Genomic DNA, 15,951 nt, shown 5'->3' on the forward strand with positions numbered 1-15,951 from the left:
ACAACCGGTGTCGCCGACGGCGGACCTCGACCGCCACCGTCCTCACCGGACGGTCATCGATACGCGACGCGCCGCAGCAGGCTGATCAGCTTGTCCTGTTCGGCGGGCGGCAGCGGGGCCACCAGTTCGCGCTGAACGGTCTGCACCGCGGGCGTCACCTCGGCGAGCGTTTCGCGCGCGAGGTCGGTGAGCACCAGGAGCTTGCGGCGCCGGTCGGCTTCGTCGCGGGTGTCGAGCAGCCACCCTCGTCGCCGCAAGCGGGCCACGATGTCCGCGGCACTGGACTTGTCGAGTGAGGCCATCTCGCCGGCGGCCGTCTGGTCGATCGCCGGGCGCCAGACCAGGCTGCACAGCAGCGCGTACTGCGACGGGGTGAGCCGGGTGCCGACGTGCCGGCTCCACAGCGCGCCGTGCACTTGCTCGGCCCGCCGGATGAGGTGACCGGGCGTGGAGCCGAGCCGCAGCACCTCGACGTCTTCGTCCTCGTCCTTGCCCGCCGTGGGCACCGGTCCCTGATAGGCCACCTGGCCCAGCAGTCTGCCGAAGCTGCGCCGCAGGTTCGGGCCCAGTGGCCGCAGGAGCCGGTCTTGCACGGCCTCGACCCGGGCGGTGAGGCCGGGCAGCATTTCCTTGGCCGAGGGAGTCAGCGACAGCAAGTACCGGCGGCCGTCGCCGGCGTCGCGGTCGCGGCGGATCCAGGCCTTGCGCCGCAGCCGGTCGACGATGTCGGCCGTGGTCGACTTGTCCAGCGAGGCCGCGCGGCCCGCGGTGACCTGGTCGACCCCCGACCGCCGGCTCAGCGCGCTCAGGATCGCGTACTGGGGGCCGGTGACTTCGACGCCGACCTCGGCCGACCACAGCGCGGTGTGCACCTGCTGGGCGCGGCGGATGAGGTGCCCGGCCGTCGTGTCGGGCGGCAGGGCGAGGGTGACCGGGCCCGGCGCGCGGGGCGGCGGGCTGCTGCCGATGGCGGTGTCTCGCACGTGGAGTCCCCTTCTTGACCGGTTCACTGTAGCGGACCGAGATAGGCAGTATCCGTACCATCTTGACCTTTCCGCCGGGTCGGATCGTCCACAGATCCCCTTGACTGCTGGGAAACCAGCGTCTAGCGTCGACCAGATAGTACGTACACGGAGTAATTTAGCCTGTATCGTGGCATGCGGAGGGAAACCCCCATGGCGACATCTCGCTTCACCGATCAGGACAGCCGGCTGGACCAGCTGTACGGCGACGTGGCGGCAGCCGATCTCCAGCCGTTGTGGAAGCTCTCCGGCCTGCTGACGCCGGAGCCGGTACCCCGGACCGTCCCGTACCGGTGGCGGGCCGAAGCGCTGAGCACGCTAGCGGCTCGCAGCGGCGACCTGGTCGGTATCGACCGGGGCGGCGACCGCCGGGTGCTGGCCTGCGCGAACCCCGGTCTCGGCGGTGCGCCGTACGCGACCTCCACCATGTGGGCCGGGATGCAGTACCTGGGTGCGGGGGAGCGGGCGCCCGCGCACCGGCACACCCCGGCGGCACTGCGGTTCGTCCTCGCCGGCGAAGGTGCCTGGACGCTCGTCGACGGCGACCCGTTGCGCATGGCGACGGGCGACCTCGTGCTCACCCCGAGCCTGACCTTCCACGAGCACCACAACCCCGGCGCCGAGCCGATGATGTGGCTGGACGTGCTCGACTTGCCGGTCGTGGCCGCGCTCGACGCGGTGTTCTTCGAGGAAGGCGCCGACACCGAGGGCGGCCTGCGCAGCGATCCGGATTCGGCCGCCGAACGGCTCTGGGGCGCGGGTCCCGGCCTCGTGCCCGGTGGGCTCGGCAAGGCCCGGCACGAGGCCGCGCATTCGCCGCTGCTGGTTTACCGGCGGGCCGACACCGACCGGGCGCTCGCGGCACAGCTGGCCGCCACCGGCGGGACGGAGGCGCAGATCCGCTACACCAATCCGCAGACCGGCGCCGACGTCATGCCCACCATGCGCTGCGAGATGCGGCGCGTGCGCGCCGGCAGCCGCAGCCGCACGACCCGGCAGACCGGGTCCCGGATCGGGGCCGTGCTGGCCGGCGCCGGCGAGGTGCTGATCGGTGACCAGCGCTTCGCGCTCGCACCGGGTGACGTCTTCGCGGTGCCGTCGTGGGCTCCCTACGGCCTCGTCGCCGGGGAGACCCTGGACGTGTTCAGCGTCAGCGACGCACCCGTGCTGGACAAACTGGGCCTCTACCGCGAACGGGAGTGCTGAGCGCATGGCGACGACGCCCCTGCCCACGTTGATCGTCGGTGGCGGGATCGGCGGGCTGGCCGCGGCGCTGTCCGTGGCCCGCGCCGGGCGCGAGGTGCACGTGCTCGAACGCGCGGCCGAGTTCACCGAGATCGGCGCGGGCCTGCAGTTCGGGCCGAACGCGATCCGGATGCTCGACCGGCTCGGCCTGCTCACCGAACTGCTGGAGGTCGCCGTGCTGCCGCGCCACGGCGTGATGCGGCACGCGATCACCGCAGACCCGCTCACCACGCTCGACCTCGGCGGTGCCTTCCGCGAGCGCTACGGCTACCCGTACGTGGTGGTGCACCGCAGTGATCTGCTGTCCATTCTGGTCGGAGCCTGCCGGGCGGAACCGTTGGTGCGACTGGAGAACAACCGGACCGTCGCCGAGGTGTGGGCCGACGAGGACGGCGCCGGCGTGCGCTGCGCGGACGGCGCCACCTACCGGACCGAGCTGCTCGTCGGCGCAGACGGGCTGCACTCCGTGGTGCGCGGGCTGGTCTCCGCCGACCAGCCGGTGCCGAGCGGGTTCGTCGCCTACCGCGGCGCGCTGCCCATGAGCGAGGTGCGGACCGAGGTCAGCAACGACGATGTGGTGCTGTGGGTCGGACCCGGGCTGCACCTCATCCAATACCCCGTGCGCCGCGGCGAGCTGTACAACCAGGTCGCCGTGTTCCGCAGTGACAGCTTCCGCCGCGGCGACGAGCCGGTGGGGCCGGTCGAGGAGCTGTTCGGCCGGTTCGGCGAGGCGTGCGAGCAAGTGCAGCGGCACGTCTCCCGCATCGAGACCGGCCGCTGCTGGCCGATCTACGACCGCGACCCGCTGGCCACGTGGGTGCACGGCCGGGCCGTGCTGCTCGGCGACGCGGCGCACCCGATGCTGCAGTACCTCGGCCAGGGGGCGTGCCAGGCGCTCGAGGACGCTCTGGCGCTCGGCGAAGCGGTCCGGGGGAGTGGCACCGACATGGGGAAGGCCGTGAAGTCCTACGACTCCGTGCGCGTCCCCCGCGCGGGGTTGTGCCAGACGCGGGCGCGGCTGTGGGGGCAGGTCTGGCACACCGGCGACCCGGTCACGCTCGGGCTGCGCGACCGGTACCTGCGCGGCCGGCGCCCGGACGACTACAGCGAGCTGGACTGGTTGTACGCGGCGGAATCCACCGTACTTTCGTCCTGAGCACGACACCGAGGAGCCGACCATGAAGTTGCTCAGTTACCGGGCCCGCGACGGCCTCGACCGGGTCGGCGTCGTCGCCGATGGCGTGGTGCGCGAAGTCGCACCGGAACGCCTCGCCGGACCGGCCGGGCTCAGCCCGATACGGCGCCTCATCGCGGCGTCCGGGGACGCGGCGCTGGACGCCGCCCTCACCGACGGCCCCGGCGTCCCGCTCGACGAGGTCCGCGTGCTGCCGCCGGTGCCGGATCCGACCAAGATCGTGGCCGCGCCGGTGAACTACGTGGACCACCAGGCCGAGATGAGCCAGAGCGTGCACGTCGGCTCGCTCGGGGTGTTCCTCAAGGCGCCCTCGTCACTGATCGGTGCCGGTGACGTGATCCGCCTGCCCTACACCGACCGCCGGTTCGACCAGGAGGGCGAGCTGGCGCTGGTGATCGGCCGCACCGCCCGCGACGTGCCCGCGGCCGACGCCCTGTCCCACGTGTTCGGCTACACGTGCCTGCTCGACATCACCATGCGCGGCGGGGAGGATCGCTCCACCCGCAAGTCGTTCGACACCTTCACGCCGATGGGGCCGTGGCTGGTGACACCGGAGGAGGTCGGTCCACTGGAGACACTCCGGCTGACCTGCTCGGTGAACGGCACCCGTCGCCAGGACGCCGACATCCGCGACCTCATCTGGGACGTGCCCGCTCTCGTCGAATACGTCTCGTCGGTGATGACGCTGCACCCGGGTGACGTCATCAGCACCGGCACCCCCGCGGGTGTCGGCGCGATCCACGACGGCGACTCGGTGACCGCGGCCGTGACGCGGGTCGGCGAGCTGACCGTCGGCGTCAGCGCCGCCGGCGCGGTCGCCTGCCCGACCCTGGGCGCGGGGGCTGGCCCGGTGCCGCCCGCCGAGCTCACTCCCGTCCGCGCGGATCGCTGATCCGCTTTTCCCGGCCGCTCAAGCCAGTCGGAGGTGCGCCATCACTACCACACAGATTTCCGGGCAGCCGATCCCCGAGTACCCGATGTCCCGGCCGCCGGGCTGCCCGTTCGACCCGCCGGCCGAGTTCCGCGCGCTGCGCGCCGAGCAGCCGATCTCCCGCGTGCGGTTGTGGGACGGCAAGATCGCCTGGCTGGTCACCCGCTACGACGACGTCCGCGAGGTGCTGGCCGACCCGCGGTTCAGCGCGGACATGACCAACCCGGGCTTCCCGAGCCACAGCGCGGGCGTTTCCGTGACCCGGCAGAAGCACCCCACGTTCCTGAACATGGACGACCCCGAGCACGCCACGCACCGCCGGATGCTCACCCGGGACTTCATGATCAAGCGGGTGGAAGCGCTGCGGCCGCGCATCCAGCGGCACGTCGACGAGCTGCTCGACGCGTTCACCGCCGGCCCGCGGCCCGCCGACCTGGTCACCGGGTTCGCGCTGCCGGTGACGTCGGGCGTGATCTCCGAGCTGCTCGGGGTTCCGTACGAGGACCACGAGTTCTTCCAGCGCCAGAGTGGATTGCTCATCTCGGGCGAGACCAGCGCGGACGACGCGCTCGAGGCCTTCGCCACGATCCGCGCGTACCTCGGCGAGCTGGTCGAGCGCAAATCCGCCGAGCCCGCGCCCGACGTGATCAGCCACCTGCTCGAGATCGAGCGCCAGGGCGGGCTGAGCCGCGACGAGCTGATCAACATGCTCAACCTCCTGCTGCGCGCCGGGCACGAGACGACCGCCAACATGATCGCGCTCGGCACGCTCGCGCTGCTCCAGAACCCCGCCCAGCTCGCCGCGCTGAAGGCCGGCACTTCGCCGGCGGCGGTGGCGAACGCGGTCGAGGAGCTGCTGCGCTACCTGACGATCACGCACTACGGCCGGCGGCGCGTCGCGCTCGAGGACGTCGAGGTCGCGGGCACGCTGATCCGCAAGGGCGAGGGGGTGGTCGCGGCCAACGACTCGGCCAACCGCGACCCGGAGGCGTTCGGCGGCAACCCCGACGAACTCGACCTGTCCCGGTCCGCGCGGCACCACCTCACCTTCGGCTACGGGGTGCACCAATGCCTCGGGCAGCCGCTGGCCCGCGTCGAGCTGCAGGTCGTGTACCCCACGCTGCTGCGGCGCCTGCCGGGCCTGCGGCTCGCGGCGCCGGTGAGCGAACTGCCGTTCAAGACGAACAACGTGTTCTACGGGCTCTTCGCGATGCCCGTCGAGTGGTAACGGAGCCAGCGCATGAAGGTCGAAGTGGAAGCCGACAAGTGCATCGCGTCCGGGCAGTGCGTGCTGTTGTCCGACGCGGTGTTCGACCAGCGCGAGGACGACGGGATCGTCGTGCTCCGCGTGAGCGACGTGCCTTCGTCCGAAGAGGACGCGGTGCGCAGCGCCGAGCGGATCTGCCCCGCGCGGGCGATCCGGCTGGGCGCGTCGGGCGGGTGAGCGCGGACGTGCGCGCGGTGGTGGTCGTGGGTGCGGGCGCGGCCGGGCTCACCGCGGCGGAGACGTTGCGGGAGCACGGTTTCGCCGGCCGGATCACCCTGATCGGCGCGGAATCCCACGCACCGTACGACCGGCCGCCGCTGTCGAAACAGGTCCTGCTCGGTTCCTGGGAGCCGGACCGGCTCGCACTGCGCCCGCCCGGCAGCTACGCCGAGCTCGGGCTGGATCTCCGGCTCGGCCGGCAGGCGACGGGACTGGATCGGCCCGCGCGCCGGGTCCGGCTCGACGACGGGACCACGGTCGAGTTCGACGGGCTCGTCATCGCCACCGGGGTGCGGCCGCGGCGGCTGCCCGGGGCGGGCGCGTGCTACCTGCGCACCGTCGAGGACGCGCTGGCCCTGCGGGAGCGGCTGTCCTCGGCGCGGCACACCGTCGTGGTGGGGGCGGGGTTCCTCGGCATCGAGATCGCCGCGGCCGCGCGGTCGCTCGGCTCGGCGGTCACCGTCGTCGATCCGTTGCCCAGTCCCATGATCCGGCAGTTCGGGCCCGCACTCGGCGAGCTCGTGCGCGCGGCGGGCGAGGAGAACGGCGTGGTGTTCCGGCTGGGTGTCGGGGTGACGGCCGCGGACGCCGGGACGGTGGCGCTGGCCGACGGCACGACGCTCGCGGCGGATCTCGTGGTCGCGGCGGTCGGCGCCGAACCGGCCACGGAGTGGCTGGCCGGCTCCGGGCTGGACTTGCGTGGCGGAGTGCGCTGCGACGCGTTCTGCCGCGCCGCGGATCGCGTCTACGCGGCGGGTGACGTGGCGTGCAACCCCGACCCGGCAACGGGCGCCCACCGGCGGTTCGAGCACCGCATGAACGCCACCGAGCAGGGCCGGCGCGCCGCGCTGAACCTGCTCGGGCACGACGAGCCGTTCGCGCCGTCGCACTTCTTCTGGACCGACGCCGGCGACGTCCGGATCCAGGCCGCCGGCACCTTCGCCGACGGTGAGCTGATGGTGGTCGACGGCGCGGTGGCCGACGGGAAGTTCGTCGCGGCCCACGCGGCCGGCGGCCGCGTCACCGGCGTCCTCGGCTGGAACAGCCCCCGCGGGTTCACCCGGGCCCGCGGCAGGCTAGGTGCCCCGGCCGGGGAAGGGCAAAGCACGGAAGGAAAGGTGCTGACATGACCACCGGCCGGATCGACACCCACCACCACGTCGTCCCTCCGATGTGGGCGGACGCGCTGAGCGCGAGTGGCTACTTCGGCGGGCAGGCCACGCCGGCGTGGAGCCCGGCCGCCGCGCTCGAGCTGCTCGACGAACTCGGCATCGCGACAGCCGTCGTGTCCGTCGGGCGGCCCGGCGTGCACCTGGGCGACAGCGCCGACGACACGCGGAAACTGGCGCGGCAGGTCAACGAGTTCTCCGCCGGCCTGGTCCGCGACCACCCCGGCCGCTTCGGGTTCTTCGCCTCGGTGCCACTGCCCGATGTGGACGGTTCGCTCGCCGAGGTGACCTACGCCTTCGACGAGCTGCACGCCGACGGCGTGATCCTGCTGGCCAATGTGGACGGCACGTACCTCGGCGACCCGGCGTTCGACCCGCTGATGGCCGAACTGGACCGGCGGGCGGCGGTGGTGTTCGTCCACCCGACCGCGCCGCCCGGCCCCGCCGTGCCCGGCGTGCCGCCCTTCGCCGCAGACTTCCTGCTGGACACGACCCGCGCGGCGCTCAACCTGGTGCGCCACGGCGTGGTGGCCCGGTTTCCCCGGCTGCGGATGATCCTCTCGCACGCCGGCGGGTTCGTCCCGTACGCGGCGCACCGCATGGCCAGCCTCACCGAAGGCGCGGCGGGACACGTCGTCACGCGCGAGAACTTCCTGCGCGACCTGCGCACGTTCTACTTCGACACGGCGTTGTCCGCCAACGCGGACACCCTGCCGAGCCTGCTCGCCTTCGCCGGTCCGGACCGCGTGCTCTACGGCAGCGACTGGCCCTACGCCCGCGGCGACAACTCCCAGTACTTCACCGCGCAGCTGGACGCCTACCCGCTGACCCCGGCCCAGCGCGACGGGATCAACCGCGACAACGCACTGGTCCTGCTACCGCGAGTGGCCGGCGCGGCGAAGGCGCACTTTTCCTCGTAACGGCAACGAAAAAACTATGTCCCTGCGCGCGGGCGCGGCGTACCCTACGAACACACATCATTCGCCGGGTGGGTGAATCCCCCTTCCCCGCAAGGCATTTTGACTCGTTTCAGCGGCGAAACGGAGCCAATCGTGAAGCATCGACGCAAGGTGGCCTGCCTGCTGGTCACCGCGGCCGGTTTCCTGCTTTCCTCGTGCGGGGCGCTCAGCGCGACCAACACGCTCGGCGGCGGGTCGACCGGCGGCCTGATCCCGATCACGGCGGGGGTGGCCGCTTCGCAGTCGTCCACCGCCATCCTCGTGGGGCAGGCGCACGGGTTCTTCGCGCAGAACGGGATCGACCTCACCATCGGCCGCGCGGCCACGGGCGCCGGAGCGATCACCCAGGTCATCAACGGCCAGCAGCAGGTGGCGCTCGGCGGCATCTCGCCGGTCGTGATCGCGGCGGCCTCGCGCATCCCCGTCCAGATCGTGTCGGGCGCGGTCGCCGATCGCCCCGCCGCGGCCGGGGCGCAGTACCAGACCATGGTGGCGGGCGGCAGCCCGATCCGGTCCTTCAAGGACCTCGCGGGCAAGACGGTCGCGGTGAACTCCCTCAAGTGCTGCTGGGAGTTCTGGATGCGCGAGGCGATCGAGAAGGACGGCGGCGACGCGTCGTCCGTCCACCTGGTCCAGCTCACGTTCCCCGATCAGCTCACCGCCCTCGAACAGGGCAAGGTCGACGCGATCAGCACCGCCCAGCCGTACGCGACGGCGTTGCGGAAGAAGGGCTTCCGGGACATCGGTGACTCGCCGGCCGTCGCGTTCGCCGATCCGAACGCCGACAACACGGTGTTCTTCATGGCGAAGTCCTTCATCGATCAGCATCCCGGCATCGTGGAAAGGTGGCGCAAAGCGGTGCGACAGTCCAGTGAGTACGCCAACGCACATCCCGACGAGACCCGCAAGGCCATCGTGAAGCAGACGAAGGCCGATCCGGCCCTCGTGGCCCAGGCCCCGCTCCCGCTCTACACCGCGGACGTGAGCCGCCAGGTGATCGAGAAGGAAGCGGCGTTCACGGTCAAGTACGGGGTGGTCTCGGCCGCGCCCGCGTACGGAACGTACGTCGTGCCATGAGCACCCAGCCGACCCCCACCGGCCTGGCCCCCGCGCCCGCCGGACTCGACGCGCCGACGCCGGCGGCCGCACCCGCCCGCCGGGCTTCCCGGCCGTGGCTGCTGCGCGGTCTCCCGTGGCTGACCACCCTCGGCATCCTCGTGCTGTGGGAACTGATCGCCCGCGCCGGCTGGCTGCCGCCGGAGGTGCCGCCGATCAGCGCGATCGGTGCGGCGCTCGTCGACCTGGCTCCCACCGCCGGGTTCGTCCACGCCCTGATGGCGACGCTCGAGCAGTTCGCCGTCGGGCTGGCCGGCGGAGTGGTCGCCGGGCTGGCCCTCGGTGTCGCGCTCGGCGCCGTGCCGCTGCTGTACCGGCTCGTGCACTACCCGCTCGACTTCCTGCGGTTCGTGCCGGCCGTGGTGTTCCTGCCGCTGCTGCTGCTGTTGCTCGGTGCCACGCCGCGGGTGTCCACTTTGCTCGGGATGGTCGGCGCGCTGTGGCCGATGCTCTTCCAGACCTTCTACGGGGTCAGCGGCATCAACGACGTGCTGCGCGACAGCGCCCGGGTGTTCGGCCTGCGCGCCCACCAGCGCCTCGGGCACGTGGTGCTGCCCGCGGTGCTGCCGTTCGTGGCCACCGGCGTGCGGCTCGCGGCGTCACACGTGCTGGTCGTGGTGGTGGCGGTCGAGATCATCGCGTCGGTGCGGGGGATCGGGGCCGATATCGCGGTCTACGCCTCGAACGCGGTCTACCCGAGCATGTACGCGCTCGTGTTCGTCGTCGGGGTGCTCGGTGTCCTGGCCAACGTCGGCCTGCTCGCGATCGAGCGCCGGCTGCTGCACTGGCACGTCTCCTACCGTGAGGAGGCCAGATGACTTCCGTGGTGCGTCCGCGCCGGGCCGGGCGCCGGTTCACGGCGTGGCTCGTCTCGCTCGTCGTGCCGGTCGCGGCACTGCTCGCCTGGTGGTTCGCTTCGCTCGGCAGCACCTCGCCGTTCTGGCCGTCGCTGCGTTCGATCCTCGTGTCGTTCCAGCAGTTGTGGCTGTTCAGCCGGTTCGCCTCCGACGTGCTGCCGAGCGTCGGGCGGATGCTGCTGGGCTACTGCGTGGCCGTCGTGGTCGGCATCGCGCTCGGTGTCCTCTTCGGACGGTTGCCGCTGCTGCACCGCGCGTTCGACCCGGCACTGCAGTTCTGCCGCGCCCTGCCCGCGACCGCGCTGGTGCCGGTGAGCATCGTGCTGCTCGGGATCGGTGACCTGCCGAAGATCGTGCTCACCGCGTTCGTCACGGTTTTTCCCGTGCTGCTCAACACCATCGACGGGGTGCGGGGCGTCGACCGGGAACTCGAGGACGCCGCGCGGTCGTACCGGCTGACCCGGGCGCAGCGGGTGCTGCACGTGCAGCTTCCCGCCGCGGCGCCGAACATCCTCGCCGGGATGCGCATCGCCCTGACCGTGGCGTTCGTGATGATGGTGGTGACGGAGCTCGTCGCGGCGACCAACGGGATCGGGTTCGTCACGTTGCAGGCGCAGCAGAGCTTCGAGGTGTCCCAGATGTGGGCGGGCATGCTCCTGCTCGGGATTCTCGGCGTGCTCTTCAACGGCGCCTTCGTGCTGCTCGAACGCCGGCTGCTGCGCTGGTACACCAAGGACGGGGAGAGCTGACATGCTGACCGTGGACCACCTGAGGAAGTCCTACCGCTCCGCCGGCAGCGAGCTGGAGGTGCTGCGCGACATCTCGTTCACCGTGAACGCCGGCGAGTTCGTCACGATCGTCGGCCCCTCCGGTGCCGGCAAGACGACCCTGCTGCGCTGCCTGTCCGGGCTGCTGCCTTCGTCCGGGGGCAAGGTGGTGCTCACGGAGACGGGCAAGGTGATCGAGAGCCCGCCGCCCGAGGTGGCGTGCGTCTTCCAGGACTACAGCCGGTCGCTGATGCCGTGGTCGAAGGTCGGCCGCAACGTCGCGATCCCGTTGAAGAACAAGATCCGCGACCGCGCGGCGCGCCGGGCGGCGGTTCGCCAGGCGCTGGAGGAGGTGGGCCTCGGCGGCTTCGGCGACAGCTACCCGTGGCAGCTCTCCGGCGGGATGCAGCAGCGGGTCGCGATCGCGCGGGCCATCGCGTACCGGCCGGAGTTCCTGATCATGGACGAACCGTTCGCGTCCGTGGACGCCCAGACGCGCGCGGACCTGGAGGACCTGGTGCTGCGGGTGCGCCACGACGCCGGGCTGACGATCGTGCTGGTCACCCACGACATCGACGAGGCCGTGTACCTCGGTGACCGGGTGATCGTGATGTCCGGGCGCCCGACGACGGTGCTGCGGACGCTCGAGGTCGACCTGCCGCGGCCCCGCAACCAGGTGACCACCAAGGCCCTGCCGCGGTTCACCGAACTGCGCACGGACGTGCTCACCCTGATCAGCGGCGCGGACGCGGGAGCCGCCCGATGACCGGAACCGAACTGTCCGAACGGCTGAACCACCCCGTGAGCACCGCCGAGCTGCACCGCCGGTGGCGCGCGATCCGCGAAGGCATGGCGGATCGCGGAATCGACGTGCTGGTCGCGCAGACCAACAACGACTACGTCGGTGGCTACGTCCGCTACCTCACCGACATCCCGGCCACCAACGGTTACCCGGTCACCGTCGTGTTCCCCCGCGAGGAGCCGATGACGATCATCCGGCACGGCGCCCGGGGCGAGGACCTGGTGGTGGATCCCGACCACGACCCGGTGCTGCGCGGCGTCGGCCGGGCGCTCGCCGGCCCGTACATGAGCTCGGTGTCCTACACCCGTTACGACGGGGCGGAGCTGGCGCTCGACGCACTGCGGGCGTTCGCCACCGGCCGGATCGGGTGGGTCGGCACCGGCACGATCCCGATGGCCTTCGGCGAGTACCTGCAGCGTGAGCTGCACGCGGCGACGTTCACCGAGGCCGCGGACGTCGTCGACACCGTCCGCGCGCTCAAGTCCGAGGAGGAGCTGGAGCTGGTGCGCGCCACCGCGAAGCTGCAGGACGCGGCGATCGCGGCGGCGTTCGAGGCGGTGGCACCGGGGATGCGCGACAGCGACGTGGCCGCCGTCGCGCAGCACACGGCGCAATCGCTGGGCAGTGAGCAGGGCATCTACTGGTGCGTCTCGACCCCGCTCGGCGAGCCCGGCCGGATCGCGCACCCGCACAGCCAGCACCGGGTGATCCGCGAGGGCGACGCGTTCCACCTCATGGTGGAGGTGAACGGGCCCGGCGGGATGTACACCGAGATCGGCCGCTCCGGCGTCGTCGGCCGGGTGCCGGACCGGATCGCCGAGGAGTACGAGTTCTGCCTGCGGGCGCAGCGGTTCTGCTACGGCCTGCTGCGTCCCGGCGCCGCACCCGCCGACATCTGGGCGGAGTACAACGAATTCCTGCGCGACAACGGGCGGCCGGAGGAGCTGCGGCTGCACTGCCACGGCCAGGGCACCGACCTCGTCGAACGCCCGCTGATCCGGGCCGAGGAGCCGATGGTGCTGGCGGCGGGCATGAACCTCGCGTGCCACCCGCGTTACGTGCTCGACGGCTTCTGCCACTGGGTGTGCGACAACGTGATCATCGGCGACGACGGCGTCGAGGAGCTGCACAAGTTCGACAAGCGGCTGGCCGAGCTGGGCCGATGACGAGACAGGTCGTGGCTTCCGGGCCGGACGACGCACTGCCCGCGCTGCGCGCCGCCGCGCCGGGGCGGGTCCGCGTCGTCCCGCTGCCTTCGTCCGGGGGCACGGCCGCGGTGCAGGCGTTGTGGGAGGTCCAGTTCCTCGTGTTGGAGCACCAGCGCACCGACCTGCTGCCGGTGCTCGGCGAGCTGCCCGCGCTGCGCGTGGTGCAGACGCTGATCGCCGGCGCCGAATGGCTCGAGCCGCACCTGCCGGACCGGGTGCGGCTGAGCCGGCCGGCCGGCGCACGCGACAACGCGGTGGCCGAGTGGGTCGCCGCGGCGCTGCTCGGGCTGGCCAGCGGGCTGCTGCCCGCCGTGCGCGAGCAGGGCCTTCGCAGCTGGCGCCGCACGGAGAGCTCGGAGCTGGCCGGCACACGCGTGGTGCTCGTCGGCGCCGGGTCGATCGGCCGCTGCGCCCGCGCCAAACTCACCGGCCTCGGCGCCGCGGTCACGGTGGTCGCCCGCACCGCTCGCGCCGCCGTGCACCCGGTCACCGCGCTCCACGACCTCGTCACCGAGGCCGACGCCGTGGTCCTGCTCGTACCGGCGACCGCCGAAACCACGGGTCTGGCCGGGGCCGGATTGCTGGCCCGGATGCCCGACGGGGCGGTGCTGGTGAACGCCGCGCGCGGCCCGGTCGTCGACACCGCGGCGCTGACCACCGAAGTCCTCTCCGGACGGCTGCTGGCGGTCCTGGACGTCACCGACCCCGAACCACTTCCGCCGGACCATCCACTGTGGACGGCCCCGGGCTGCTTCCTCTCACCGCACATCGCGGGCGCGACGCGGCAGGGCCTGGCCCGCGCGATCGAGGCGGCGGCCGGCGGGCTGGCGCGGTACGTGGGAGGTGGGTCGTGAGCCGGGTCGGTGATGTCGGGGAGTTGCGCGGCCGCGCGCGCAGGCGGCTCCCGCGCCCGGTGTTGGGCTTGTTCGAGGGTTGCGCCGGGGACGAGGGAAAAGTGCGCGCGATCGAGGTGGCGGCTGGCGGGCCGGCGCGGTATGTGTGAGGTGGGTCGTGAGCCGGGTCGGTGATGTCGGGGAGTTGCGTGAGCGTGCTCGCCGTCGGCTTCCGGAATTGGTGTTCGGCTTGTTCGAGGGTGGCGCCGAGAACGGGGAATGGCGTGCGCGTTCGAGCTGGCGGCGGGCGGGTTGGCGGGGTATGTGCGGGGTGGGTCGTGAGCTGCGTCGGTGACGTCGGTGAGTTGCGTGAGCGTGCTCGCGGTTGGCTTCCGCGCCTGGTGTTCGTCTTGTTCGAGGGTGGCGCCGGGGACGAGGGATTGGCGTGCGCGATCGGTATGCCGGCCGGTTGGCTGGCGCAGTACGTGCGGGGTGGGTCGTGAGCTGCGTCGGTGACGTCGGTGAGTTGCGTGAGCGTGCTCGCGGTTGGCTTCCGCGCCTGGTGTTCGTCTTGTTCGAGGATGGCGCCGGGGACGGGGGAATGGCGTGCGCGATCGATACGCCGGCCGGTCGGCTGGCGCAGTACGTGGGAGCTGCGTCGTGAATCGCGCCGGTAACGTCGGGGAGTTGCGCGGCCGCGCGCGTTGGCGGCTTCCGCGCCTGGTGTTCGGCTTGTCCGAGGATGGCGCCGGGGACAGGGGAATGGCGTGCGCGTTCGAGGTGGCGGCCGCCCGGCTGGTGCGGTGCGTGCGAGGTGAGTCGTGAGCCGCGCCGGTAACGTCGCGGAGTTGCGTGACCGAGCGCGCAGGCGGCTTCCGCGCCCGGTGTTCGACCTGATCGAGGGCGGCGCCGAGGACGAGGTGACGGTGCGGCGCAACGTCGAGGCGTTCCGGGCCACCGGGCTGCTGCCGTCGGCCCTGGCCGTGCCGGGTGAGCGCGACACGTCGGTGCGGATCTTCGGTGACCGGGTGGCGTCGCCGATCCTGCTCGCGCCGACGGGCGCGGCGCGGGTGCTGCACGGCGACGCCGAGGTGGCCGTCGCGCGCGCGGCCGCCGCCCGCGGCACCGTTTACGTCCAGGGCATGGTCGCCAGCTTCACCCTCGAGCAGGTCGCCGCCGCGGCGCCCGGACCGCGGTGGTACCAGCTCTACCTCTGGCCGGATCGCGCGGCGGTGCGCGCGCTGCTCGACCGCGTCGCGGCGGCCGGGTATCGGGCGTTGGTGGTCACTGTGGACAGTGCGGTGTTCGGCAACCGGGAACGGGACCGCCGCAACCGGTTCACCGTGCCGATGCGATTCGGGCCGCGGATGGCCCTGCACTGCGCGATGCGCCCGAGCTGGGCGGTGGACATCGCGCGCGGCCACCTGCGCCGGCGCGGGTCGCGCCACGGCCGGGTCACGCCGCACGCGATGCAGCGGGACATGCTGCGCAGCCTCTACCCGGTGACCGCGCGGGACCTCGCCGACCTGCGCGCGTGGTGGTCCGGCCCGCTCGTGGTCAAGGGCGTGCTGCGCCCGGCCGACTGCCGCGTGCTCCTCGACCACGGCGCCGACGGCATCGTGGTGTCCAACCACGGCGGCCGCCAGCTCGACCGCGCGCCCGCGACCATCGAGGCACTCGGCGACGTCGTCGCCGAAGTCGCGGGGCGCGCGGAGGTGTTCCTGGACGGCGGGGTGCGGCGGGGCACCGACGTGCTCGCCGCGCTGGCCACCGGCGCCCGCGCGGTGCTGATCGGCCGGCCCTACCTGTACGGGCTCGCCGCCGGCGGACAGGCGGGCGTTGAGCGGGTGGTGCAGGTGCTGACTGAGGAACTCGACCGCGCGATGGCCCTCACCGGCTGCGCCCGGCTGGAGGACGTCGACCACCGCGTGCTCGCGACGCCCCTCGCCGGAGCCGTCGTGGCCGACCGGCCCGGCGATGGTCCCCGTCCGCGGGCCGGATGGCGGAGGTTCCGCTGACCGTCGCAAAGCAGCTGCCCGGGCCGCCTCACACGAGAGGGCCCGGGTCTTGCCGGCCGGGTCGGTGCCGGCGGTGGGTCTCGCCGCCGCCAGGGCTGCGGCAAGGCCGGCGGGTTGGGCAGAAGCGGGGGTTGACCGGCCAGGGGCTGTTCGATCCCCTCCCCGGTGCCGAGCCACTGCCGGCTGCTCACACCCACCACTTGCCCCGTGTCCTGCGCGGCTCCCGGTTCCGGTCAGCCCGCTCGGTCTCGGCCGCGAAGGCGGGGCCGAAGGCGCTTTCTGTTGTGCCGCCGGCGAAGAACGCAGCGATGCGTCGCGGGCAACGAGTTCACCGGCGGAAGGA

General features: G+C 72.5%; 15 protein-coding genes. 14 read left to right on the forward strand and 1 reads right to left on the reverse strand.

Translation table 11 applies throughout. The features are described from left to right. Window positions 1-53: 53 nt before the first annotated feature. Window positions 54-983, reverse strand: coding sequence for a MarR family winged helix-turn-helix transcriptional regulator (locus ACIA77_RS30410; protein WP_395889431.1), 930 nt, complete (start codon window positions 981-983; stop codon window positions 54-56). A gap of 192 nt (window positions 984-1,175) precedes the next feature. Here ACIA77_RS30410 and ACIA77_RS30415 point away from each other — a divergent pair, with 192 nt between their 5' ends. The 14 genes from ACIA77_RS30415 to ACIA77_RS30480 all read left to right on the forward strand — a co-directional run bounded on the left by ACIA77_RS30415 (window position 1,176) and on the right by ACIA77_RS30480 (window position 15,608). Continuing rightward, on the forward strand, window positions 1,176-2,228 hold the full coding sequence (locus tag ACIA77_RS30415) for a cupin domain-containing protein (RefSeq protein WP_395889432.1): 1,053 nt from the start codon (window positions 1,176-1,178) through the stop codon (window positions 2,226-2,228). Between the two features lie 4 nt (window positions 2,229-2,232). After that, window positions 2,233-3,423, forward strand: coding sequence for an FAD-dependent monooxygenase (locus ACIA77_RS30420; RefSeq protein WP_395889433.1), 1,191 nt, complete (start codon window positions 2,233-2,235; stop codon window positions 3,421-3,423). Window positions 3,424-3,445: 22 nt separating this feature from the next. Continuing rightward, window positions 3,446-4,354, forward strand: a complete 909-nt coding sequence (locus ACIA77_RS30425) for a fumarylacetoacetate hydrolase family protein (RefSeq protein WP_395889434.1) — start codon at window positions 3,446-3,448, stop codon at window positions 4,352-4,354. Between the two features lie 85 nt (window positions 4,355-4,439). Continuing rightward, entirely contained in the window at window positions 4,440-5,621 is a 1,182-nt protein-coding gene (locus ACIA77_RS30430) for a cytochrome P450 (protein ID WP_395889435.1), read from the forward strand. Window positions 5,622-5,633: 12 nt separating this feature from the next. Further along, window positions 5,634-5,837 (forward strand): ferredoxin, encoded by a 204-nt coding sequence (locus tag ACIA77_RS30435; protein ID WP_395889436.1) that lies wholly within the window; start codon window positions 5,634-5,636, stop codon window positions 5,835-5,837. Continuing rightward, the gene (locus tag ACIA77_RS30440) at window positions 5,834-7,009 is read left to right on the forward strand and encodes an NAD(P)/FAD-dependent oxidoreductase (RefSeq protein ID WP_395889437.1); all 1,176 of its coding nucleotides are present in this window, start codon (window positions 5,834-5,836) and stop codon (window positions 7,007-7,009) included. The genes ACIA77_RS30435 and ACIA77_RS30440 overlap by 4 nt, the downstream gene beginning before the upstream one ends. Continuing rightward, window positions 7,006-7,968 (forward strand): amidohydrolase family protein, encoded by a 963-nt coding sequence (locus ACIA77_RS30445; protein ID WP_395889438.1) that lies wholly within the window; start codon window positions 7,006-7,008, stop codon window positions 7,966-7,968. The genes ACIA77_RS30440 and ACIA77_RS30445 overlap by 4 nt, the downstream gene beginning before the upstream one ends. Before the next feature lie 132 nt (window positions 7,969-8,100). Then, a complete protein-coding gene (locus ACIA77_RS30450; RefSeq protein ID WP_395889439.1) occupies window positions 8,101-9,084 on the forward strand; it encodes an ABC transporter substrate-binding protein in 984 nt (327 codons plus the stop codon). Next, window positions 9,081-9,941, forward strand: a complete 861-nt coding sequence (locus ACIA77_RS30455; RefSeq protein WP_395889440.1) for an ABC transporter permease — start codon at window positions 9,081-9,083, stop codon at window positions 9,939-9,941. Before ACIA77_RS30450 ends, ACIA77_RS30455 begins: the two co-directional genes overlap by 4 nt. Beyond that, on the forward strand, window positions 9,938-10,729 hold the full coding sequence (locus tag ACIA77_RS30460; RefSeq protein ID WP_395889441.1) for an ABC transporter permease: 792 nt from the start codon (window positions 9,938-9,940) through the stop codon (window positions 10,727-10,729). Before ACIA77_RS30455 ends, ACIA77_RS30460 begins: the two co-directional genes overlap by 4 nt. A 1-nt stretch (window position 10,730) precedes the next feature. Beyond that, window positions 10,731-11,513, forward strand: a complete 783-nt coding sequence (locus tag ACIA77_RS30465) for an ABC transporter ATP-binding protein (protein WP_395889442.1) — start codon at window positions 10,731-10,733, stop codon at window positions 11,511-11,513. After that, window positions 11,510-12,715, forward strand: a complete 1,206-nt coding sequence (locus ACIA77_RS30470) for a M24 family metallopeptidase (RefSeq protein ID WP_395889443.1) — start codon at window positions 11,510-11,512, stop codon at window positions 12,713-12,715. The genes ACIA77_RS30465 and ACIA77_RS30470 overlap by 4 nt, the downstream gene beginning before the upstream one ends. Further along, window positions 12,712-13,611 (forward strand): NAD(P)-dependent oxidoreductase, encoded by a 900-nt coding sequence (locus ACIA77_RS30475; RefSeq protein WP_395889444.1) that lies wholly within the window; start codon window positions 12,712-12,714, stop codon window positions 13,609-13,611. Before ACIA77_RS30470 ends, ACIA77_RS30475 begins: the two co-directional genes overlap by 4 nt. Window positions 13,612-14,411: 800 nt before the next feature. Next, on the forward strand, window positions 14,412-15,608 hold the full coding sequence (locus tag ACIA77_RS30480) for an alpha-hydroxy acid oxidase (protein ID WP_395889445.1): 1,197 nt from the start codon (window positions 14,412-14,414) through the stop codon (window positions 15,606-15,608). Window positions 15,609-15,951: the final 343 nt, after the last annotated feature.

Origin of the sequence: Amycolatopsis sp. NPDC051903 (genome assembly GCF_044452505.1) — a bacterium.
Lineage (GTDB): Bacteria > Actinomycetota > Actinomycetes > Mycobacteriales > Pseudonocardiaceae > Amycolatopsis.